The 21,919-nt window shown below is 35.8% G+C and carries 18 protein-coding genes and 1 tRNA gene; 14 read left to right on the forward strand and 5 right to left on the reverse strand.

Translation table 11 applies throughout. The features are described from left to right. Nucleotides 1-199 precede the first annotated feature (199 nt). On the forward strand, nucleotides 200-1,174 hold the full coding sequence (locus tag EKL95_RS04375; RefSeq protein ID WP_126563622.1) for a polyprenyl synthetase family protein: 975 nt from the start codon (nucleotides 200-202) through the stop codon (nucleotides 1,172-1,174). A 127-nt stretch (nucleotides 1,175-1,301) separates the two neighbouring features. Beyond that, a complete protein-coding gene (locus tag EKL95_RS04380) occupies nucleotides 1,302-1,652 on the forward strand; it encodes a hypothetical protein (protein ID WP_126457543.1) in 351 nt (116 codons plus the stop codon). Here the strand turns inward: EKL95_RS04380 and EKL95_RS04385 are convergent, their stop codons facing one another. Continuing rightward, nucleotides 1,653-2,984: an alkaline phosphatase D family protein gene (locus EKL95_RS04385; protein ID WP_126457542.1), complete on the reverse strand. Its 1,332-nt coding sequence runs from the start codon at nucleotides 2,982-2,984 to the stop codon at nucleotides 1,653-1,655. It abuts the gene before it with no gap. 9 nt (nucleotides 2,985-2,993) lie between these two features. Beyond that, nucleotides 2,994-3,536: a hypothetical protein gene (locus tag EKL95_RS04390; RefSeq protein ID WP_126457541.1), complete on the reverse strand. Its 543-nt coding sequence runs from the start codon at nucleotides 3,534-3,536 to the stop codon at nucleotides 2,994-2,996. A 120-nt stretch (nucleotides 3,537-3,656) separates the two neighbouring features. On the opposite strand from EKL95_RS04390, the gene EKL95_RS04395 reads away from it, so the two are divergent. Both EKL95_RS04395 and odhB read left to right on the forward strand, forming a co-directional pair. Beyond that, on the forward strand, nucleotides 3,657-6,431 hold the full coding sequence (locus EKL95_RS04395) for a 2-oxoglutarate dehydrogenase E1 component (RefSeq protein WP_126561484.1): 2,775 nt from the start codon (nucleotides 3,657-3,659) through the stop codon (nucleotides 6,429-6,431). Between the two features lie 159 nt (nucleotides 6,432-6,590). Continuing rightward, nucleotides 6,591-7,817, forward strand: a complete 1,227-nt coding sequence (gene odhB / locus EKL95_RS04400; protein WP_126563623.1) for a 2-oxoglutarate dehydrogenase complex dihydrolipoyllysine-residue succinyltransferase — start codon at nucleotides 6,591-6,593, stop codon at nucleotides 7,815-7,817. A gap of 55 nt (nucleotides 7,818-7,872) precedes the next feature. Here the strand turns inward: odhB and EKL95_RS04405 are convergent, their stop codons facing one another. After that, nucleotides 7,873-8,628, reverse strand: coding sequence for a hypothetical protein (locus EKL95_RS04405; protein ID WP_233584085.1), 756 nt, complete (start codon nucleotides 8,626-8,628; stop codon nucleotides 7,873-7,875). Between the two features lie 28 nt (nucleotides 8,629-8,656). After that, entirely contained in the window at nucleotides 8,657-9,094 is a 438-nt protein-coding gene (locus EKL95_RS04410) for a retropepsin-like aspartic protease (RefSeq protein WP_126457538.1), read from the reverse strand. Between the two features lie 155 nt (nucleotides 9,095-9,249). On the opposite strand from EKL95_RS04410, the gene EKL95_RS04415 reads away from it, so the two are divergent. The 6 genes from EKL95_RS04415 to EKL95_RS04445 all read left to right on the forward strand — a co-directional run bounded on the left by EKL95_RS04415 (nucleotide 9,250) and on the right by EKL95_RS04445 (nucleotide 16,236). Then, the gene (locus EKL95_RS04415) at nucleotides 9,250-10,029 is read left to right on the forward strand and encodes a TatD family hydrolase (protein WP_126553907.1); all 780 of its coding nucleotides are present in this window, start codon (nucleotides 9,250-9,252) and stop codon (nucleotides 10,027-10,029) included. Nucleotides 10,030-10,096: 67 nt separating this feature from the next. Beyond that, the gene (locus EKL95_RS04420) at nucleotides 10,097-11,233 is read left to right on the forward strand and encodes a 1-acyl-sn-glycerol-3-phosphate acyltransferase (RefSeq protein WP_126457536.1); all 1,137 of its coding nucleotides are present in this window, start codon (nucleotides 10,097-10,099) and stop codon (nucleotides 11,231-11,233) included. Then, the gene (locus tag EKL95_RS04425) at nucleotides 11,223-12,251 is read left to right on the forward strand and encodes an asparaginase (protein WP_126553903.1); all 1,029 of its coding nucleotides are present in this window, start codon (nucleotides 11,223-11,225) and stop codon (nucleotides 12,249-12,251) included. The genes EKL95_RS04420 and EKL95_RS04425 overlap by 11 nt, the downstream gene beginning before the upstream one ends. Before the next feature lie 60 nt (nucleotides 12,252-12,311). Further along, nucleotides 12,312-12,399: transfer RNA gene (locus EKL95_RS04430), tRNA-Ser, on the forward strand. A gap of 617 nt (nucleotides 12,400-13,016) precedes the next feature. Further along, entirely contained in the window at nucleotides 13,017-14,495 is a 1,479-nt protein-coding gene (locus EKL95_RS04435; RefSeq protein WP_126563624.1) for a Fic family protein, read from the forward strand. 1,039 nt (nucleotides 14,496-15,534) lie between these two features. Beyond that, a complete protein-coding gene (locus EKL95_RS04445; RefSeq protein WP_126563626.1) occupies nucleotides 15,535-16,236 on the forward strand; it encodes a porin family protein in 702 nt (233 codons plus the stop codon). Here the strand turns inward: EKL95_RS04445 and EKL95_RS04450 are convergent. After that, entirely contained in the window at nucleotides 16,231-16,836 is a 606-nt protein-coding gene (locus EKL95_RS04450) for a hypothetical protein (protein ID WP_126563627.1), read from the reverse strand. The genes EKL95_RS04445 and EKL95_RS04450 overlap by 6 nt on opposite strands. Before the next feature lie 223 nt (nucleotides 16,837-17,059). Here EKL95_RS04450 and EKL95_RS04455 point away from each other — a divergent pair, with 223 nt between their 5' ends. The 4 genes from EKL95_RS04455 to EKL95_RS04470 all read left to right on the forward strand — a co-directional run bounded on the left by EKL95_RS04455 (nucleotide 17,060) and on the right by EKL95_RS04470 (nucleotide 21,817). Next, entirely contained in the window at nucleotides 17,060-19,501 is a 2,442-nt protein-coding gene (locus EKL95_RS04455; protein ID WP_126563628.1) for a bifunctional UDP-N-acetylmuramoyl-tripeptide:D-alanyl-D-alanine ligase/alanine racemase, read from the forward strand. A gap of 92 nt (nucleotides 19,502-19,593) precedes the next feature. Then, on the forward strand, nucleotides 19,594-20,010 hold the full coding sequence (gene mscL / locus EKL95_RS04460; RefSeq protein ID WP_126563629.1) for a large conductance mechanosensitive channel protein MscL: 417 nt from the start codon (nucleotides 19,594-19,596) through the stop codon (nucleotides 20,008-20,010). A 363-nt stretch (nucleotides 20,011-20,373) separates the two neighbouring features. Then, entirely contained in the window at nucleotides 20,374-21,363 is a 990-nt protein-coding gene (locus EKL95_RS04465; protein WP_126457529.1) for an aspartate-semialdehyde dehydrogenase, read from the forward strand. Between the two features lie 100 nt (nucleotides 21,364-21,463). Next, entirely contained in the window at nucleotides 21,464-21,817 is a 354-nt protein-coding gene (locus tag EKL95_RS04470; protein WP_126553897.1) for a hypothetical protein, read from the forward strand. The last annotated feature ends 102 nt before the right edge of the window (nucleotides 21,818-21,919 follow it).

Below are 21,919 nucleotides of genomic sequence, written 5' to 3' on the forward strand. Positions count from 1 at the left end.
TTAAGGCTGAAATGGTTTCAGTATTTTTTAATTAAATTCAAATTTGTTGATTTGAACGATTAATTTCGAGTGCGAATATAAGACGGAAACTTTAAACACCAAAATAGTTTCCGATGTATTTTGGTTTATTTAACATTTGAAGGTAAAACGATGTTTGTAATACAATTTGAATAGAGTAAATTAGCCAAAAATTTATTTTATGCATTCCATTTATCAATATCAGGGGTTTCTTTCGGAGTATTTGCAGGCACAATATGAAACCAAAGAACCAAAAAATTTGTACGAGCCCATCCGGTATATTTTAGACCTTGGCGGAAAAAGAATTCGTCCGGTACTGACCTTAATGAGTGCCGAAATTTTTGATGCACCGTATCAAAAAGCATTGCCTGCCGCATTAGCCGTTGAAGTTTTTCATAACTTTTCGTTGGTTCACGATGATATTATGGATGATGCGCCACTACGAAGAGGAAAAGCAACGGTTCATGAGAAATGGAATATAAACACCGGAATTTTATCTGGGGATGCGATGCTGATTTTAGCCTATCAATATTTTGAACAATATGAGCCCGTTATTTTTCGGGATTTGGCCAAGTTGTTCAGCAAAACAGCGCTTGAAGTTTGCGAAGGGCAGCAATGGGATGTCGATTTTGAAGAACGCAATGATGTTACCATTCCAGAATACCTGATGATGATTCAATACAAAACGGCTGTTTTGGTAGCAGCAGCCATGAAAATGGGAGCGATTATTGCAGAAACTACCGAGGAAAACGCAAATCTGGTGTATGATTTCGGCCTCAATTTAGGCTTGGCTTTTCAATTACAGGATGATTTCTTGGATGCTTTTGGGGATCCAGAAACCTTTGGAAAACAAGTAGGCGGTGATATTATAGAAAATAAAAAAACGTATTTGTATCTAAAAGCAGTAGCTTTTTCAAAAGAAGAGGAAGCTAAAGAATTGCGGTATTTGTTTTCTGTTCAGCCGGAAAATAGTACGGATAAAATAGAGACGGTGAAAGCACTTTTTAATAGTTCTGGTGCGGCTACGGCAACACAGGAAGCAATACAAGATTTTACTTTTGAGGCGTTTCAGACCTTGGATAAAATGAATATTAGCGCCGATAAAAAAGCAATGTTGAAATCTTTTGGGGAGAATTTAATGGGCAGAAAAGTGTAATTCAATTTCAATAATCAATTTCAACATTGACTTTGAAAGTTTATATTTATAATTTAACAAGAAGTATAGTGTATAATAATAACAATATTGAAAATTGACATTCATATTGCCATTGATATTTAAAGATATGTTTATAGTTCCAAAAAATACCGATTTACTACTTGCTGAAGCCGCGGGTGAAAACTTATATTTGAAATTAATCGAACAAATGAATAAGGATTTCAATCTCGCTAACGAAGCAATTGATTTTCCGTTGGGTATTTCTCCCAGTGAATTGAAGTTGCAGCTTCACGAAAAAATATATCGACTTATTCAATACAAATTTGCTGAATACCTCAATTTATTATACATAATTGATGTTTCCGAAGAAGAAATAAAAAAACTAGACGGATCTGATTTAGTAGTTCTGGCAGAACAAGTCGCTTTTTTGATCCTAAAAAGAGAATGGCAAAAAGTGTGGTTCCGGAATAAGTATTAGTTATTGTAAGTCTTTTTTTAAGATTGTTTTATTCCATAATTCAGTTCCCGCAGTATCAAAAACAGTTAGTTTCATTTGGCGGTTTTCCTTTGAACCCAAGAATGAAATCATACCAAAATTATGTTGCGTAATTAAACTGCCTTTGGATCTGTAAATATTGTTTTCCTTTAATGCCCCTTCAGCGGCAACACCGGAAGTTAGCGGTGAAACGGTCCAGTCAAATAAAGAGTAGGCATTCTCGCGGGGAACTTCGGAAAATTCAGTAAAATGCCTATCACCGCTTAGGAATAAAACGCCCTTAATTTTATTATCAAGAATTTCTTTTAGCAATTTTTCTTTCTCTTTGGGGTAGTTGCTGTAGTTTTCCTTTTCCGCTACGGAATTTAATACTTGTACGCCCATTACAATTATTTTAAAACTGGCTTTAGAGGAACTTAGTGCGTTAATCAGCCATTCTAATTGGGTATTTCCTAAAACCGTTCTTTCGCCCGTAATTCTGTTATTTGGGGTCTTGAAAAACCGATCGTCCAATAAAAAAAACTGTGCATCACTCCAGCTAAAGGTAGAATAAATACCCTCGTTTTGTTCAGCATTCATACCGTAGCTTTTATTTGCCCAGAAATCTTTAAACGCTTTTTGAGTTAGAAATTTGTTATAAAAACTGCCATCGCTATCATCCGGACCAAAATCATGGTCATCCCAAATGGCAAAATTTTGAGTTTTTGCCAGCAAAGGCTGAATTTCTTTTACCGACCTTGAATGCGTATACCGATGATAAATCCCGGTTTTACTATCCCAGTCCGCTTCTCTGAGATAAATATTGTCACCACTCCATATCATGATTTCTGGATTTTTTTTGGCAATACTTTCAAAAATGCCATACTCACTTCCGTAGGCTTTTCCTGGTCTGTCCAGCGGAGTTTCATTAAAATAGGAACAACTTCCAATGGCTACTGTGAAATCAGGAGCATCTTCGCGCCATTCCCAAAGTTTCTTTGATGAAAAAGAAGTCTCGTAGGGCAAGATGATTTTTTTGTCATTTATGAAAACAGCATACGTATATTTTTTTCCGGGTTCTAATTGATCTAAAATAATATGATGCGTGAAGCCAACTTCTTTTGAAGATGAATACACGTCGGAGTAGAATATATTAGTAGGATTGTCAAGGGCAAAATAAGCTATTTTCACCGAAGCTTTTTTGTTGGTTTGCAACCAAATCATCGCTTCGGTCATTTCGCAATACCCCACCATGGGCCCAGATTGTAAAATATTGTTTTGAGCAAAACTGTAACTTATAAATAAAATACAGCATAATTGAAAAGTTTTTTTCATCGCAGATAATTAAAAATACACTCTAATAAAAGGCATAAAGGCACTGCCGTAAATGTTGTTTTTGTCAGTCAAAACATTATATCGCCCACCAATAGTGGCGTTTCCAGATCTGTAACCAAGGCCGATGAATAAACCTGTATTCCAGTAGTTTTGAGAATTGCTATTGGATCCATCCAGATTTACATTGACTCTTAATTGTTCCAGTTCCGTCGAAAGTTGGATTTCGGGGATTGGATTAAATAATCCTATAACACTACCGCCATACAAATGAGAAGCAAAAAAATCGCGTTGCTTCAAATATTTATACTGCACTCCCAGTCCCAAAGCCACATATTCATTAAAATTATAAATGGCACTTGGCGCTAACGAAATGTCCGTGTAGCCGGAACCAAAGCCTAAACCCAGTCCACCTCCAAATTGTACATTTCTCCAAAACTGGTTTGGCATAGTGGTATACATTGTATTTTGTTGTGCAAACAGAGCACTTGCAAAAAACAAGGCAATAAGTACTAAAAACGATTTGGTAACCTCGAAAAAGCGCTTTTTTGCCATAAGTTTCTAGATTTTTAACAATTTAAGATGTAAAAGTATCTTAAAATAAATTATAAATTTATTGTATTATTGTACTTTTGCCAAACTATTTTAATCAAAAAGGTATATTCACTAAATATTATGGATAGGTTTTCATTTTTAAACGCAGCACATACAGAATTTTTCGCTCAATTATACGATCAATATATAGAAAATCCAGACAGCGTTGAGCCTAGTTGGAGAAGTTTCTTTCAAGGTTTTGACTTTGGGATGAGTTCTTACGGCGAGGATCATAAAGTCGAGCAAATTGCAAATTTTGCGGCTAATAATACAGATATTAGCTTGGTTTCTGACAAGCTTCAAAAGGAGTTCAATGTATTAAAATTAATAGATGGATACCGTTCTCGCGGTCATTTGTTTACTAAAACAAATCCGGTTCGAGAAAGACGAGTATCATCACCAACTCTAGAAATCACAAATTTTGGACTTTCATCAGCAGACTTAAATACTGTTTTTGATGCAGCCAAGGTTATGGAAATACAGCCTTGTACGCTTCAGGAAATCATAACGCATCTTGATACAATATACTGCCAGCACATCGGGGTGGAATATATGTATATCCGTAAACCGGAAGTAGTGGAGTGGATTCAGAAAAAATTAGGCTACAATGACAATCAGCCTAAATTTTCATTGGACGAAAAAAAATCCATTCTTAATAAATTAAACCAAGCCGTTTCTTTTGAGAATTTTTTGCACACTAAATATGTAGGTCAAAAACGCTTTTCTCTAGAAGGTGGGGAATCAATTATTCCTGCATTAGATGCTTTAATCGAGAAAGCAGCTGAAAAAGGAGTTGAGCAATTTGTTATGGGAATGGCACATCGTGGTCGTTTGAATGTGTTGGCAAATATTTTTGGCAAATCGACCCAAGACATCTTTGGAGAGTTTGACGGTAAAGATTACGATCAAGAATATTTTGACGGCGATGTAAAATACCATTTAGGACTTACAGCGGATAAAGTGACCAGTACCGGTAAAAAAATTAATATCAATTTAGCTCCTAATCCGTCGCACCTTGAAACAGTAGGTGCAGTAATCGAAGGAATCACAAGAGCCAAACAAGATAAATATTTCCCTAACGATTTCTCAAAAGTATTGCCAATCGCCGTTCACGGAGATGCTGCAATTGCGGGTCAGGGAATTTTGTATGAAATTGTGCAAATGGCACAATTGGATGGTTATAAAACGGGAGGAACTATACATATTGTTATCAATAATCAAGTAGGTTTTACCACCAATTATCTGGATGCTCGTTCCTCTACCTATTGTACTGATGTTGCTAAAGTTACCCTTTCGCCCGTTTTGCATGTCAATGCAGATGATGCTGAAGCAGTAGTTCACGCGATGTCCTTTGCATTGGACTTCAGAATGGAATTTGGTAGGGATGTGTTTATTGATTTATTGGGATATAGAAAATATGGACATAATGAAGGCGATGAGCCTCGTTTTACCCAACCCGTATTGTACAAAATCATTGCAAAGCATAAAAATCCAAGAGACATCTACATGGAGAAATTGCTTGCCGAAGGAGTTGTTGACAGTACTTTTGTAAAAGGATTAGAAAAAGAATACAAATCAAATCTAGAGGTGAATTTAGAAGCCTCCCGTAAAAAAGATTTGACTATTATAACGCCATTCATGAAAAACGAATGGAAAGGTTTTGAACAGGTTTCGGATGTTGAAATGCTCAAAAAAGTAGACACTACTTTTCCAGTAGCCGGACTTACTGAGGTTGCAAACGTAATTTGTAACTTACCTGCAGACAAAAAATTTATCAGCAAAATAGAAAAACTGGTCAAGGATAGAAAAACAATGTTTTTTGAAACCAACAAGCTGGATTGGGCCATGGCAGAGCACTTAGCCTATGGTTCACTTTTAAAAGAAGGATATGATGTTCGTATTTCGGGACAAGATGTAGAGCGAGGCACGTTCTCTCACCGTCATGCCGTTGTAAAAGTAGAGGATTCAGAAGAAGAAGTGACTTTGTTGAGTACTTTAGAGGGCGCAACAGGGAAATTCAATATATTCAATTCGCTGTTGTCTGAATATGCTGTTTTAGGGTTTGATTATGGGTATGCTTTAGCCAACCCAAATACATTAACCATCTGGGAAGCACAGTTTGGGGATTTTAGTAACGGTGCCCAAATTATAATTGATCAGTATATTTCTTGTGGCGAAGATAAATGGAACAATCAAAACGGAATTGTTTTATTGTTGCCGCACGGATACGAAGGACAAGGAGCGGAGCATTCATCAGCCAGAATGGAGCGATACTTACAACTTTGTGCCAGACACAATATGTATGTGGCAGATTGTACTACACCAGCCAACTTCTTTCACTTATTGAGAAGACAAATGAAAACAACGTTTCGTAAACCACTTGTTGTGTTTACGCCTAAAAGTTTGTTGCGGGATACAAGGGTAGTATCTACCGTTGAAGAATTTGCAACAGGGAGTTTTCAAGAAACATTTGATGATGAAACAGTGAATAAAGCGCATGTGAAAACGCTGGTTTTCTGTACCGGAAAATTCTATTATGACATTACTGCCGAAAGAGAAATTCTGGACAGAAATGATGTGGCTGTAGTTAGAATCGAGCAATTGTTCCCATTACCGGTAGAACAATTAAAAGCCATTATCGCTAAATACCCTAATGCAGATGATTATGTTTGGGCACAAGAAGAACCAAAAAACATGGGGGCTTACAGCTTTATGCTAATGAATTTTGATTTAGTAAAATGGAGATTGGCTTCACTAAAAGCGTATGCGGCACCGGCCTCAGGAAGTTATACAAGAGCAAAACGCCGTCAGGCTGATGCATTGCGAATGGTTTTTGATAAAAATTTATACCGATAATAAGGAGCTATTTCCTGCTGTACGCTATATCTTTTCCTAGCTAAAGAAGCTAGAAAAAGGATGTCGCTGCCATCAGGGCTAAAAAACAATACATCTAACACACATAAGTTGTTCAAGAACAATTTAAAACTTAAAATTCATAATTTAAAATAATAGAACATGATTTTAGAAATGAAAGTCCCATCACCAGGGGAATCTATAAAGGAAGTTGAAATCGCAACTTGGTTGGTAAAAGACGGAGATTATGTAGAGAAAGACCAAGCCATTGCTGAGGTTGATTCTGATAAAGCAACATTAGAATTGCCAGCAGAAGCCAGCGGAATCATTACTTTGAAAGCGGAAGAAGGAGATGCAGTTGCAGTAGGAGCAGTAGTTTGTCACATTGATACGGACGGCGTAAAACCAGCAGGCGATGCGCCAGTTGCTGAAGCTACAAAAACAGTTGAAGCGCCAAAAGTGGAAACTAAAACAGAAACACCAAAAGCCGCACCAGCAGCAGCAACTTACGCTTCAGGAACTCCATCTCCGGCAGCACGAAAAATATTAGACGAAAAAAATATAGCAACAACTTCAGTAACAGGAACTGGAAAAGACGGAAGAATCACTAAAGACGATGCCGTACATGCGGCGCCTTCAATGGGGACGCCTACCGGTGGGTCTCGTGGATCAGAACGCTCAAAATTATCAATGTTGCGTCGTAAAGTGGCAGAACGATTAGTGGCTGCTAAAAACGAAACAGCCATGTTAACTACTTTTAATGAAGTAAACATGACGCCAATCAACTTGATTCGGAATGAATACAAAGACGCATTCAAAGCAAAACATGGCGGAATTGGTTTAGGGTACATGTCTTTTTTTACTAAAGCAGTGACCAGAGCATTAAAATTATTTCCAGATGTAAACTCAATGATGGATGGGGATCATAAGATCGCTTTCGATTTTTGCGACATTTCTATCGCAGTTTCAGGACCAAAAGGATTAATGGTTCCTGTAGTTCGTAATGCGGAGAACTTGACTTTCCGTGGAGTTGAAGCCGACATTAAAAGATTAGCCCTTAAAGCGCGTGACGGACAAATCACAGTGGATGATATGACTGGTGGAACGTTTACGATTACTAACGGTGGTGTTTTTGGAAGTATGTTGAGTACGCCAATTATCAATCCGCCACAGTCAGGAATTCTTGGAATGCACAACATTATCGAGCGCCCAATTGCCGTAAACGGAAAAGTAGAAATTCACCCAATGATGTATGTGGCGTTGTCTTATGACCATAGAATTATTGATGGTCGTGAGTCTGTTGGTTTCTTGGTGGCCGTAAAAGAAGCCTTAGAAAACCCAATGGAATTATTGTTAGAGAACAATCCTAAAAAAGCATTAGAATTGTAATTGAATTAATTCATAAAATAAAAAATCCGTTTAGTTCTAAAACTAAACGGATTTTTTATTTTTTTATTAAAATTCCTTTGAATTCCACAACATCAAAAAGTGCGTAATTTTGGCTTTTCGGAATGTGGTCGCCTATAAATTGTAAATTTTCGACACTGCAATAGATGTTAAATTTGGTGTTTTTACCATAATTAAGTCGGACACTTGCCATAATTGCATCATTGATTTTCCAACTTACATTGTATCGCCCATTAGAAGTAAGGGATAATTGTAGTGTAAGATTATACCATTGTCTTCTTTTGATTTTCCTTTGAACAGATTGGAACGGATTGCCCTGTGAGATCATGTATACGATAAGATCGTCTGGTTCTGCTGCTAATTGATTCCGAATGGCTTGTGATCCATAGCCAATCTCAAAATCAAGTTCGTGTGTGTCATTATTATATAAAAAAGCTCCAATGCTAGCCATGTCACCAACGCCCATTTCGGGGATATAAACATTCCAGCTATAGGTTCCAGCGGCAAAACTTGAAATCGTTTTTACTTTTGATCTTTCCCACGTATTTGGATTTGTGAAAATACGTAAATTTCCATTTTCAATCCAGTAATTTGGATTGCCAACTTGAGTAGCATCTTCCCATTCCGTTAAATTATCGAAGTCCCAAATTTTTGAATAGCTGGTTTTTAAAATACTGAGATTGTTGGAATCTGAATTAGTTATTGTTTCATCTTCGTTAGTTAAGTCGGCGGGAGAACAAGAAAATAAAAGTAGTCCCATAAATACCAATAATTTTTTGAAAATATTTTTCATGTTTCTTTAAGGTTTTAAGGTCGTTTTTCTATTGTAAATATAAGCAATAATTAAAATAGTCCACGATTCCTTTTCCTTTCATTAAAACATCGGCTCCTATGATTCCATGAACGGGTTTTGATTTGTGTTGTGTTAAAGCTTCGTTTATATGAGATAAATCGAAAATTACGACGTCAAAAGCACTGTCTTTCCAAGTGCCTAGTTGCAATTGATTTTTTGTAGCTATTTGTGTCAACATTCCGGAAGCTCCAGCTCCTGAAGCTTTAGTTTTTGATTTTTTAGCTTCCAATAGAAACAAATCAACACATTCAAATCCGATACAACTACTTGAAGCACCTGTATCTAAAATGAAATTTCCTTTGATACCGTTGATTTTGGCTTTAATCAAAAGGTGTTGGGTTTTAGTAATCTTAAATTTTACTTTTTTGTAGTTTTCTTTTTTAAGGATTTTGTGGAGGTTTTTCATCTAGGCAGAATTTGTTTTCGGAATTATAGTGTCCCTTTTACAAAGATACAAGTTGTTGTATGCAGTTTTGGAATCTTTTTTCTGTCGCAATCTTTGTTAAACCATTTTTTTGACTAGTTTAATTCTTGTAATTTTGTATTCTTAAAAGACGACACTTGGAAACAAAAGTAATAATTACCGATACCCATACTCATTTATATTCTGAGGAATTCAATCAAGACCGAGATGAAATGATCCAACGCGCCATTGAAGCGGGGGTTTCGCGTTTTTTTATTCCGGCAATCGATTCGACGTGCACGGAATCCATGTATACTTTAGAAAAAAAGTATCCTGAAAACGTATTCTTGATGATGGGCTTGCATCCCACGTATGTGAAAGAGAATTATCTGAAAGAATTACAGCATGTGGAAAACGAACTGGCGAAAAGAAAATTCTACGCTGTTGGTGAAATTGGGATCGATTTGTATTGGGATAAAACCCATTTGCCTCAGCAACAAATTGCTTTCAAAAAGCAGATTCAATTGGCTAAAGAATATAAGTTACCTATTGTGATTCATTGTCGGGATGCATTTGATGAAATTTTCGAAATTCTGGAACAAGAAAAATCGGATGATTTATTTGGTATTTTTCATTGTTTTTCTGGAACGTATGAACAAGCTTTAAGGGCAATTTCGTATAATATGAAGCTTGGAATAGGCGGGGTTGTTACTTTCAAAAACGGAAAAATCGATCAATTTTTGAAACAGATCGATATAAAGCATCTTGTTTTAGAAACAGATTCCCCATATTTAGCCCCAATTCCTTTTCGTGGAAAAAGGAATGAAAGTAGTTATATAGTCAGCGTAGTCGATAAGTTAGCCCAGATTTATGGCCTTTCAACACATGAAATAGCAATGCGAACCACCGAGAATTCTAAAGCTATTTTTGGGATTTAAAGTAGAATTCACTTTATTTTGACTTTTTTTTTGTTCATTTGCCCACACAAATATAGAAAAATCAACAATGCAGAAATTTGACGCTATTCGGCCATTTTATGATTCCGAAATAAACGAAGCACTTCAAGATGTGATTAATCACCCAATGATGAAAGCATTGATGAACTTTACTTTTCCGGGTGCTGCTGACGAAGTTTGGAAAGAACAACTCAGGAAAACGCACTCCATTCGGGATTTTCAATGTAATTTTATATACCAATCGGTTCAAAGAATACTAGAAAAAAGTTCAGAAGGAATGACCACTTCCGGTTTTGAAAAGTTAAAGAAAAACACTTCTTATTTGTTTGTCTCAAATCATCGGGACATCCTTTTGGATACTACGTTATTAAACACAGCCTTATTTGAACATGGGTTAGTGATGACAGCCTCAGCGATTGGGGATAATTTAGTAAAAAAATCGTTTCTGAATACCTTGGCAAAACTGAACCGTAATTTTTTAGTACAACGGGGATTGACTCCAAGAGAAATGCTGCAGAGTTCAAAACTATTGTCGGAATATATAGGGAATTTATTGCTTCATGAAAACCGTTCTGTATGGATAGCACAGCGAGAAGGAAGAACGAAAGACGGCAAGGATGAGACTAATCCGGGTGTTTTGAAAATGGTGGGTATGGGTTCTGATGAAAAGAATTTAATGGATTATTTCAAGAAAATTAAAATTGTACCCGTATCTATTTCGTACGAGTATGATCCTACTGATGCTCTGAAAATGCCACAATTGATGGCTGAAGCCAATAATGAAGTGTATGTCAAGGAAAAGAATGAAGATTTCATGACGATTCTGAGTGGTGCTCTAGGGCAAAAGAAGAGAATACACATTCATGTTGGGAAAGTTTTAGATATTGAAATTGATGCCATTATTACAGAAAACGAGAACTCAAATAAGCAAATAGTAGCTTTGGCACAAGTAATTGATAATGCCATATTGAGTAATTACAAATTATGGCCAACGAATTTTATTGCTTTTGATATTGTAAATAAGACCGATAGATATTCCCATTTGTATACTGAAAATGAAAAATCATTGTTCGAGCGCAGACTGGAAATGCGAATTGATCATGACAATCCAGTGGCTCTTGAAAGTTTTTTGGCCATGTATGCAAATCCAGTTGTGAACAAATTAAAATACCACGATGTTGTATAAAGCCAAAATACTTTTAATATATACCGGAGGAACTATTGGTATGCGAAAAGATTTTGAAACAGGAGCCCTCAAGGCATTCAATTTTAGTAAATTGTTACAGCGAATTCCAGAATTGAAACAATTGGATTGTGAGATCGAAACCGTTTCTTTTGAAAATCCTATAGATTCCTCGAACATGAATCCTGAAAAATGGGCAAAAATGGCTATAATTATTGCAGATAATTATACTTCATTTGATGGATTTGTTGTGCTTCATGGATCCGATACTATGTCGTATTCTGCTTCAGCGCTGAGTTTTATGCTTGAGAATTTGTCAAAACCAGTTATTTTTACCGGTTCACAATTACCCATAGGGGATTTGCGTACCGATGCTAAAGAAAACCTGATTACAGCCATTCAAATAGCTTCTCTGCAAAATAATAATCATCCGGTTATCAGTGAAGTGTGTCTTTATTTTGAATACAAATTATACCGAGGCAATAGAACTACAAAGATTAATGCGGAACATTTTAAAGCATTTACGTCTCCAAATTATCCTGAATTGGTGGAGTCTGGGGTGCATTTAAAGTTGAATCCTGAATTGTTTTTGCCTAAAAAAGGAACGGAGGAATTCAAAGTGCATAAAAATTTAGACAATAATGTTGCCATTATAAAGATGTTTCCTGGAATCAGTGAAGCAGTTTTATCCGCTATTTTAAATATTCCGAATCTTAAAGGTGTTGTTTTAGAAACCTACGGAGCTGGGAATGCACCTACAGAGGATTGGTTTTTAAACCTCTTGAAAAAAGCGATTGCCGGCGGGTTACATATTGTTAACGTTACCCAATGTTCTGGCGGGAGTGTCAGTATGGGGCAATACGAAACCAGTACCGGACTGAAAGAAATTGGTGTGATTTCCGGAAAAGACATCACCACCGAGGCGGGAATCACAAAATTGATGTATTTATTGAGCAAAAAAATAGCCCCAAAAGACTTCAAAACTATTTTTGAAACTTCTTTACGAGGAGAAATGACATAATATTTAGATTTTACTTTTCTAACTCGTTTTTTTTCGTGTTCTTTGCAGCCGTAATAAAATAGAGAGGTGGCCGAGTGGCTGAAGGCGCACGCTTGGAAAGCGTGTATATGGCAACATATCGAGGGTTCGAATCCCTTCCTCTCTGCCAGTAGAAATACAAAAAGAAGCAAACCCCACTAAATTCTAGGATTTAGTGGGGTTTTTTCATTTACGGTAAATCAAATTATTCATTAAATCTCAAAACTTAGGTGTCTTTTGAGGTGTCACTGAAATTATATTTTTTAAGTGACACCTATCTCAAAAGATACCAGTTCAACATTTGTTCAAATACCTTTTCACTATTTGAACATCTTGTTTGGAAGAATTACAAAGTTTAAATTTAATAATAACTAAAAGGTCACCAACCATGAACACAGCCGTATCCGTTCTCTTTTATATAAAGAGATCAAAAGTCAATAATGATGGCATCTGCCCTATTTATGTACGTGTCACCGTACAATATGGGAATTTATAAATTTACATAATACAGTAAGATTAACATATTTGCATCGTTTTATTGATGTTCTATTTCCAGCTAATACTCCACAAACTGATTTAGTTGTTGAAGAATTACAAACTTGGCTAACTGGTTTAGAAAAACTATAATTATTACTGGAAAAAAACACCCATTCCTACCCCAACATTCGTTTATAATGGAAAAAAAAGCCCGATAAATACTTTTTAGTGGAAAATAAAGTATAATTTTGCTTCAATAAAGCGCCACTAATGGAAAATTTTGTCCCAACACACCTTCAAGAAATTATTTATTCATCGAGCGATAAAAAAGTAAGAAAACAAATTGCTTTGCTTGAAAGTACAGGTAAAATTAAAAAAATTGCTCCTCGTATCTTTACTTCCAATTTTATTAATACGGACGAGGTTATTATCAAAAGAAATATTTTTTCTATTCTGGGCAATTTATATCCCGGTGCATTATTAAGCCACCGTTCCGCAATAGAATTCAAACCAACTGCAACAGGACAAATATTTGTTACCTATACCTACACCAAAAAAATAGAGTTGCCTGGAATAACCATTCGTTTTATGGAAGGTATTGGAGCAATTGAAGGTGACAATTCATTTTCGGGGGAGTTATTTGTTTCACAACAAGAAAGAGCATTTTTAGAAAACCTACAACCGTCCAGAAAATCGGGTCCAGAATCTAAAACTATTTCAATTGCTGAACTCGAAAACAAACTAGAGAAAATAGTACAAGCTAAAGGCGAAGAAGGACTAAATCAAATTAGAGATAACGCAAAAGTAATCGCCGATAAATTAAGAATGCAAAGTGAGTTTGAGAAACTAAACAAACTAATTAGTGCCTTATTATCTACACAGCCTTCCAAAATATTATCGTCTCCACGAGCCATTGCACGAGCATTTGGAAATCCTTATGACCAATCAAGAATAGATTTGTTTGAGATATTATTTTTAGAGTTAAAGCAAAGAGAATTCAAAAATGCGATAGATAGAAATACAACTAATACAGCTTTTCAAAATTTCGCTTTTTTTGAAGCCTATTTTTCAAATTATATTGAAGGAACTCGATTTGAAGTGATTGAAGCAAAAAACATTATTGAAACCGATACCCCAATGTTCAATCGTGATGAAGATTCACACGACATATTAGGAACGTATAAATTGGTCAGTAATAAAATCGAAATGAATGTTACGCCAACTTCTCCGGAAGAGTTCATTAGCATTCTTCAATACAGACATCGATTACTTTTGGAAGCAAGAATATCAAAAATGCCAGGCGTATTTAAAGATAAAAACAATCGTGCTGGAGAAACATTTTTTGTCGATTTCGAATTAGTAAAAGGCACATTAATAAAAGGGTTTGATTTCTACAAAGTACTAACAGACCCATTTGCAAAAGCAGCTTACATTATGTTTATGGTAAGTGAAATACACCCATTTTTGGACGGTAACGGAAGAATTGCAAGAGTAATGATGAATGCCGAATTGGTCAAAGCTGAACAAACAAGAATAATAATTCCAACAGTATATCGTGATGATTATTTAGGAGCTTTACGAAGATTAACAAGGCAACAAGATCCATTAGCCTATATAAAAATGCTACAACGAGCACAAGATTTTAGTGCAACATTAAAAGCAGATACTATGGAAGATTTAGAATTGCAATTAAACTCAAGTAACGCTTTCAAAGAACACGACGAAGCCAAATTAAAGATTATCGTATAAAAAGACACGGGCAATCCTTTCGATTGATTATGAAACAAATTTTAGTCAATTAAACCACATAAAAAAGACATCACTATTCCATGTGTCACTTTGTGACATAAATGGCAGAAATACTCATCATAAATAGAAGTAAATTGCCGCTTCTGAACGAAAGGAATTATTTACTATTTTTATTGAGTGCCAGAACTTGAATCATAGAGGTTTCAAGTTAGGCAACGCCCAATCAAAGCCATAGATAGAGTATGAGAACCGAAAACAAGAGATTGTGTATCTACCCGAAAGACATACAACGCATAACAGGAAAGAGTTATCGTCAAAGTATTAGACTGCTTCAAAAAATCAGACAAGACCTCAATAAGCTCCAAAATGAGTTTGTATCTATTGAGGAATTTTGCCAATACACCAGCCTAAAAATTGAACAATTTGAACCCTTGATAATTGGATAGAAATTAAATTTTAGGCAACTAAATTTTGAACTTTACCAGTTCAAAAAATATTGTCTAACCAGTTCAAATTATTATAATTAATCATTAATTCCAGCAAAAAAATCCTTATATTTGAATAATTGAAATTTAGAACAATTTGCTAACATATTGAGAGGTGTCAGTTGAGGTGTCACTTAAAATAAAAGCTTTGCAAAGCCTTATTTTAAGACACTTTATAAAAACAAACAACTCCTTCCTCTCTGCGATGAAATAATGCTTCCTAAAAGGGGAGCATTTTTTGTTTTAGGGCGTGGTCAATTTTTTAGTTTGTCAAGAGAGTAAACAAAAAAAGATCAGCAGGCAATGCCAGTATTAATTTTTTGTGAGCCGTCCTTCCTTTAGGTCAACAAGGGTAGTTCAGTCCTTTCTGTCAAATAGAATTCCGTGGCTGCAAGAACTGTAGAGCGTTTTTATCTTTAAAGGTCTTAAAAAGGATTATTTGTGGTTGTTATTTATCACAAAACGATCAAAAGGGTATATTTGTATCGTTTTAATGAGAATTGGAAGCCAAGGGTGTTTGATAGAATCATTGAGCGATTTAAAACCAAAAAATTATGCGAATTTTTCTTAGTTGTTTTCTGCTGCTAATGGTTGCTACTGTTTCTTCTCAGGAAAATACACCATCACAAGATACTCTAATTATGAAAGTGGATTCCTTGTATCGTGAGGATCAGTTCTATTTTGGGATCACTTACAATATATTGACGGACGGCCCTTCGGGGTTGTCACAAAGCAAATTTTCGTCGGGTTTGTCAGGTGGTTTTTTGCGGGATATGCCTTTAAATAAAAAGAGAACCGTTGCAATAGCTTCCGGTATTGGATTTACATATAATAATTACAATCAAAACATAGCCATTTCTGCAACAGACGGTATGCCAGTTTATGCCCTGATTGATGCCAATAGGGATTATAATAAAAATAAGTTTTCCCTACTTTCAGTTGATGTTCCTGTTGAGTTTAGATGGCGAACCTCTACTTATGAAAGCCATAAATTTTGGCGCATTTATACAGGAATAAAGTTTAGTTATTTGCTCTACGACAAGTCCGTTTTTGATAGTGCTCAAGGCAAAGTGGTGGTTACAGGAAATAAAGATTTTAATAAATTACAATACGGGGCTTATGTCTCTGCAGGATACAATACAATTAATTTGTATGCCTATTATGGTTTAAATTCAATATTCAAATCGGCAAAAATAGAAGACAAGTCAATTACCATGAAAGCATTAAATATTGGCATAGTATTTTATATTTTATAGCCATAAAACCAATAGAAGCAATTGTGGAATAATTCCCAGAACAAAACCTAAAAGGAGTTCTTTAATGGTATGCGCTTTCATTTCCAGTCTAGAAGTCGCGACCACGCCATTCAACAGTAGTAGTAATGCAATAGTAAAAATATTTTGAATTTGAAGGTGCAGGCTTAATCCAATGATAAATACAGTCAAAGAGCTGAAAGCTATCATGTGCAGGCTTGCTTTTATCTGCAAAAACAATAGGATTAGAGCTAATAATGAACTCAAAAGTCCCCCCAATAAAAAAAAATGCAACTCTGGATAGGAATCAATAGTGATACTTTTTCGAACTAATAAGATGATCAAGAAACAATGAAGTATTAAGGGTATTTTACGCTGGGATATTTTAGAAACCATTATGGAATCTATATTTCCTGTAGCGCGTAAGAGAAAAAAGGTCAAAACAGGAATTAACACCGTCACAATCAACACCTGAAAAAAAATGAATATCTTTTCTTGACTCACAAAATCAGATCCATTAAAAAAAAGGTAGAACAATGTTGCCATTGCCGGAATGAATATTGGATGGAAAATATAAGAGAAAAGGGGAAGGGTTTTTTTCAATAGTTTTGATTTTGTATCAAACAAATATAGGTAATCTGTCAAAATTAGTAAAGCATATCAAAAGAGTTTCTTGTTTTTAATAAACGAAATTGCTCATAATTATCGTATATCTGTCGCTTCGTTTTGAAAAGAAGTGCTATTTTTGAGGAAGTTTTGCAAATAAACAGCCTGTTGAAAGTATCATTTTCAAAAAAGAAATTCACCTCAATCTTTTTTTTATTCCATGAGCAAAAAAATTCTAAATAGCATACAAAATATCCCCGCAAAGTTTATTGGAACCAGCAGTACGATGGCTATTGATTCTATTTCTATAGACAGTCGTTCTTTGCAAAATGGCCCGAAAACGCTGTTTTTTGCATTGGTTGGAGCCAATACGGATGCGCACCTTTATCTCAAAAATTTAATTGCAAGTGGCGTCCAGAATTTTGTAGTTACCCATATTCCTGAAGATTGTGAAGGGAAAGCTAATTTTTATGTAGTGACCAATACCTTGTTGGCTTTGCAACAATTTGCCGCAGCATATCGCAGTTTCTTTGATTTTCCTGTCATTGGGCTCACGGGAAGTAACGGTAAAACGATAGTCAAAGAATGGCTTAATTTTTTATTAAGTCCGGATTATAACGTTATCCGAAGTCCAAAGAGTTACAACTCTCAAATTGGTGTTCCGCTGTCTGTGATTGCGATAAATGAAAAACACAATTTAGGAATTTTTGAAGCCGGTATTTCTACGGTTTCAGAAATGGAAAAACTCGAAAAAATCATTAAACCTACGATTGGAATTCTCACGAATATAGGGACGGCACATGACGAAGGTTTTGCTGATATCAGTGACAAAATCAAAGAAAAATTGAAACTTTTCCAGGATGTCCAAGTCATTATTTATCATAAAAATCCAACAATTGATTTGTTGATCCGTCCCGATACTACCGTTTTTTGCTGGAGTTATAGCGATGCTAAGGCTTCGGTTCTGATTACTAAAAAGGGAGTTTTAGACAAGACCGTTTTGACGGTGTTACAAAACAACAATAAGTTTGACATAAAAATACCATTTCAGGATGAGGCATCGATAGAAAATGCAATTTCCTGTTTGATGGTTTTGTTGTATTTTAAATACGATAACAGAACGATTCAAAACCGCATGGAGTTGTTGTATCCGGTAGAGATGCGATTAAAAGTCAAAAACGGAATCAACAATAGCAGTATTATTGATGACAGTTACAGTTCTGATTTTCAATCCTTAAAAATTGCGTTGGATTTTCTTGAAAGTCAAAAACAGTATAAAAAGAAAACAGTCATTCTATCTGATATTTTTCAAAGCGGTTTGCCGAACGATGTGTTGTACGCGAAGGTGGCTGAGCTAATTGTTTCCAACCGGATTACGCGGGTAATTGGTATTGGCGAAACCATTTCAGCATTTAAAAACAAGTTTGCTAACTGCAGTACTTTCCAAAACACGGCTGCATTTGTCGCTGATTTTGAAAACTTGGACTTTGGTAATGAAACCATTTTGATAAAAGGGGCGAGATCGTTCCAGTTTGAAGAAATTGTGTACTTATTAGAGGAGAAGACACATGAAACGGTCCTAGAAATCAACCTGAATGCTATTAGTTACAACCTGAATTTTTTTAAATCAAAGTTGCTACCAAAAGTAAAAACTATGGTTATGGTAAAAGCATTCGGGTACGGAAACGGCGGACTCGAAATTGCTAAATTACTGGAACATCATAAAGTAGATTATTTGGGCGTGGCTTTTGCCGATGAAGGAATTTCATTAAAAAACGGGGGCATTAATTTGCCTATTATGGTCCTTAATCCAGAGAATACTAGTTTTTCGGCTATTATTCAACATCAGTTGGAACCGGAAATTTACTGTTTAAAAGGTTTATATGCGTTCTTGAAAATAGCAAAACAAAAAAATTTAAAGCATTTTCCAATTCATATTAAATTCGATACCGGCATGCATCGATTGGGCTTTGAAGAAAATACCCTCGATGAACTGATAGCTGCGCTAAGAGGAAACAGTACCGTGCAAATAAAAAGTATTTTATCACACTTGGCTACGAGCGATGATCTTGAACACATGGATTTTGCTCATTCCCAAATTAATTTGTTCGAGAAAGTATCCTCTAAATTGATGTCTGAATTGCAAATAAAACCCTTGCGTCACATCCTGAACACCTCTGGAATAAGCAATTTTCTGGATTCGCAATACGATATGGTTCGGCTAGGAATTGGTCTCTATGGAGTTTCAAATGATGCCCAAGAACAAAAGCAACTCGAAAATGTGGGGACACTAAAATCCGTGATCTCACAAATAAGAACGATTGCTGCTGGAGAAAGCGTAGGCTATGGCCGCCGATTTGTAGCCGAAAAACCAACAAAAATTGCTACAATTCCCATAGGATATGCTGATGGGATTTCCAGAGGCTGGGGAGATGGTTTGGGATTTGTTATGGTAAAAAATACCAAAGCCTATATCGTTGGGAGTATTTGTATGGACATGCTGATGGTTGATGTCACCGGCATTGAATGCAAAGAAGGTGATTCAATACTTATTTTTGGCGAAAATCCAACGGTTTCTTTTATAGCCCAGAAATTAAATACAATTCCCTATGAAATTTTGACCAGTATTTCGCAACGGGTGAAACGCGTGTTTTATAGGTAGCGATTAAATTTAGAAGAAAGGACTGTTACTACTTTTAAAATTTTTATTAAATTCGTTTGTCAGAAGTAAATTTTAACCTAAAAAAATAAATTATGGGATTTTTTAGTGATTTCAAAGCCTCTTTGATGAAGGGAGACGTTTTAAGTTTAGCAACTGCGGTTGTTATTGCTGGAGCATTTGGCAAAATTGTAGGCTCAGCTGTTGATGATGTCATAATGCCAGTTGTTGGTTTGTTAACCGGAGGAATTGATTTTACCCAAAAATTCATCACCTTAGACGGAAATAGTTACGAAACCCTGGCTGCTGCAAAAGCTGCGGGTGCCGCCGTGATCACCTACGGTAATTTGGTCCAAGCCATTATCAACTTCATAATAATTGCATTCTTTATTTTTGTGGTTTTAAGAGCTGCTGAAAAGGCCAAGAAAAAGGAAGTTGTTTCCGTCGCTGCTCCAGCTGGGCCAACACAGGAACAATTGCTGACTGAGATTAGAGATTTATTGAAAAAGTAATTTCGACTACAGGATAGCTAAACCGCTTTGGAAAAGAGGCCTTTTTTTCTTTATTCAAAAGGTTATATAAAACAAGATGATTTTCATCCTTAACATAATAAGGTGCCGGGAGAAATACTTTACAACTTAGTTTTCTTAATCTCTTAATGGTTTAAAATACTATTTATAGGTTTGCGATTAAAAAAGAGCAGATTTTTTAATGGGAAATTTGAGGTTGTCTTTTAATTTGTTGAAAATATAACATTTTGTTATTTTTTGTTAACCTCCTTGTTTTGATTTCAATATTACTTACTTTTGTACTTCAAATTTAATATTCACCCGAGCCTGAAAGGCGAACGGACGAAGTAATACTAAAAATATACTATGAGAATAGCAGTTGTAGGAGCTACCGGAATGGTTGGCGAAGTAATGTTGAAAGTTTTGGCAGAAAGAAATTTCCCTGTAACCGAGTTAATTCCCGTTGCTTCACAGCGCTCAGTGGGTAAAGAAATTGAATACAAGGGCAAAAAATATAAAGTGGTAGGCATGCAAACTGCAGTAGATATGAAAGCAGATATTGCTTTGTTTTCTGCAGGAGGCGACACTTCACTGGAGTGGGCTCCAAAATTTGCAGCAGCAGGAACAACCGTTATCGATAATTCATCGGCTTGGCGAATGGATCCGACTAAAAAATTAATCGTTCCGGAAATCAATGCAACAGAATTGACCGCCGCAGATAAAATCATTGCAAATCCAAATTGCTCTACCATTCAAATGGTATTGGTTCTGGCTCCGTTGCACAGAAAATACAACATCAAACGGGTCATTGTTTCTACCTACCAATCCATCACTGGAACAGGCGTAAAAGCAGTGCAACAATTGGAAAATGAATACGCAGGCGTTCAGGGTGAGATGGCCTACAAATATCCAATTCACAGAAATGCGATTCCACAATGTGATTCTTTTGAAGAAAATGGGTATACGAAAGAAGAGATGAAATTGGTACGTGAAACCAAAAAAATATTAAGCGATAATACAATTGCTGTTACAGCGACTGCGGTACGGGTGCCAATTGTAGGCGGACACAGTGAAGCGGTAAACGTAGAATTTACGAACGATTTTGATGTAAACGAAGTACGAAACATTTTGCATCATACCGATGGCGTAGTCGTACAGGACAATAATGACACCTACACGTACCCAATGCCAATGTATGCGCAAGGAAAAGATGACGTTTTTGTAGGTAGAATTCGCCGGGACGAAAGCCAAGAAAATACTTTAAATATGTGGATTGTTGCGGACAACTTGAGAAAAGGAGCAGCGACAAATACCATCCAGATTGCTGAATATTTGATCGCAGCTAAATTGGTATAAATCGATTTTTATTTTTAAAATGAAACCATTTGTTTCGCAAAAATATATTTTGTGAGATAAATGGTTTTCTTTTTTCTTGTTTTTGTTACCTTTGGCTCGAATGAAAAAGAATAAACTCATAGTAAGTCTTTCTCTGGTTGTTACGGTCTTGTTCTCAATACTGTTTCAGTCACTGCACACCTATGAGCATTTGGCTAAACAGCTTTCCGAAAAGCAGTGCCACCATAAATACAATGTTACCGGTACAGAGATAACACACCAACACCAGAAAGTTGACCATTGTTATGTTTGTGAATTTGCTTTTGGCAGTTACATTACGCCAAAAGATTTCTCCTATCAATTGTACTCCAGTATTGAAGAAATCCCTTATTTTTTTACTGCAGCGGAAACAGTTATTTCGTTTTCCGGCAGTTTGTATTCCCTCCGAGGTCCACCCGTAAATAGTTTAAGCTGAATTTATTTCAGCTTCTGTTGAATTCATTTCAGCAAGTTTTACACGTTTTATCTACTAAATAATTCCGGTCTCGGCTCTCTCTCCTTTGGAGAGGGCTGGGGA

Origin of the sequence: Flavobacterium sp. LB2P53, from assembly GCF_003970305.1 — a bacterium.
Classification (GTDB): Bacteria; Bacteroidota; Bacteroidia; order Flavobacteriales; family Flavobacteriaceae; genus Flavobacterium.

Bases quoted from the DNA above. Each gene is read 5' to 3' on its own strand.
- EKL95_RS04375 (WP_126563622.1), top strand. From the start codon at position 200: ATGCATTCCATTTATCAATATCAGGGGTTTCTTTCGGAGTATTTGCAG.
- EKL95_RS04380 (WP_126457543.1), top strand. From the start codon at position 1,302: ATGTTTATAGTTCCAAAAAATACCGATTTACTACTTGCTGAAGCCGCG.
- EKL95_RS04385 (WP_126457542.1), bottom strand. From the start codon at position 2,984: ATGAAAAAAACTTTTCAATTATGCTGTATTTTATTTATAAGTTACAGT.
- EKL95_RS04390 (WP_126457541.1), bottom strand. From the start codon at position 3,536: ATGGCAAAAAAGCGCTTTTTCGAGGTTACCAAATCGTTTTTAGTACTT.
- EKL95_RS04395 (WP_126561484.1), top strand. From the start codon at position 3,657: ATGGATAGGTTTTCATTTTTAAACGCAGCACATACAGAATTTTTCGCT.
- odhB (WP_126563623.1), top strand. From the start codon at position 6,591: ATGATTTTAGAAATGAAAGTCCCATCACCAGGGGAATCTATAAAGGAA.
- EKL95_RS04405 (WP_233584085.1), bottom strand. From the start codon at position 8,628: ATGAAAAATATTTTCAAAAAATTATTGGTATTTATGGGACTACTTTTA.
- EKL95_RS04410 (WP_126457538.1), bottom strand. From the start codon at position 9,094: ATGAAAAACCTCCACAAAATCCTTAAAAAAGAAAACTACAAAAAAGTA.
- EKL95_RS04420 (WP_126457536.1), top strand. From the start codon at position 10,097: ATGCAGAAATTTGACGCTATTCGGCCATTTTATGATTCCGAAATAAAC.
- EKL95_RS04425 (WP_126553903.1), top strand. From the start codon at position 11,223: ATGTTGTATAAAGCCAAAATACTTTTAATATATACCGGAGGAACTATT.
- EKL95_RS04435 (WP_126563624.1), top strand. From the start codon at position 13,017: ATGGAAAATTTTGTCCCAACACACCTTCAAGAAATTATTTATTCATCG.
- EKL95_RS04445 (WP_126563626.1), top strand. From the start codon at position 15,535: ATGCGAATTTTTCTTAGTTGTTTTCTGCTGCTAATGGTTGCTACTGTT.
- EKL95_RS04455 (WP_126563628.1), top strand. From the start codon at position 17,060: ATGAGCAAAAAAATTCTAAATAGCATACAAAATATCCCCGCAAAGTTT.
- mscL (WP_126563629.1), top strand. From the start codon at position 19,594: ATGGGATTTTTTAGTGATTTCAAAGCCTCTTTGATGAAGGGAGACGTT.
- EKL95_RS04465 (WP_126457529.1), top strand. From the start codon at position 20,374: ATGAGAATAGCAGTTGTAGGAGCTACCGGAATGGTTGGCGAAGTAATG.
- EKL95_RS04470 (WP_126553897.1), top strand. From the start codon at position 21,464: ATGAAAAAGAATAAACTCATAGTAAGTCTTTCTCTGGTTGTTACGGTC.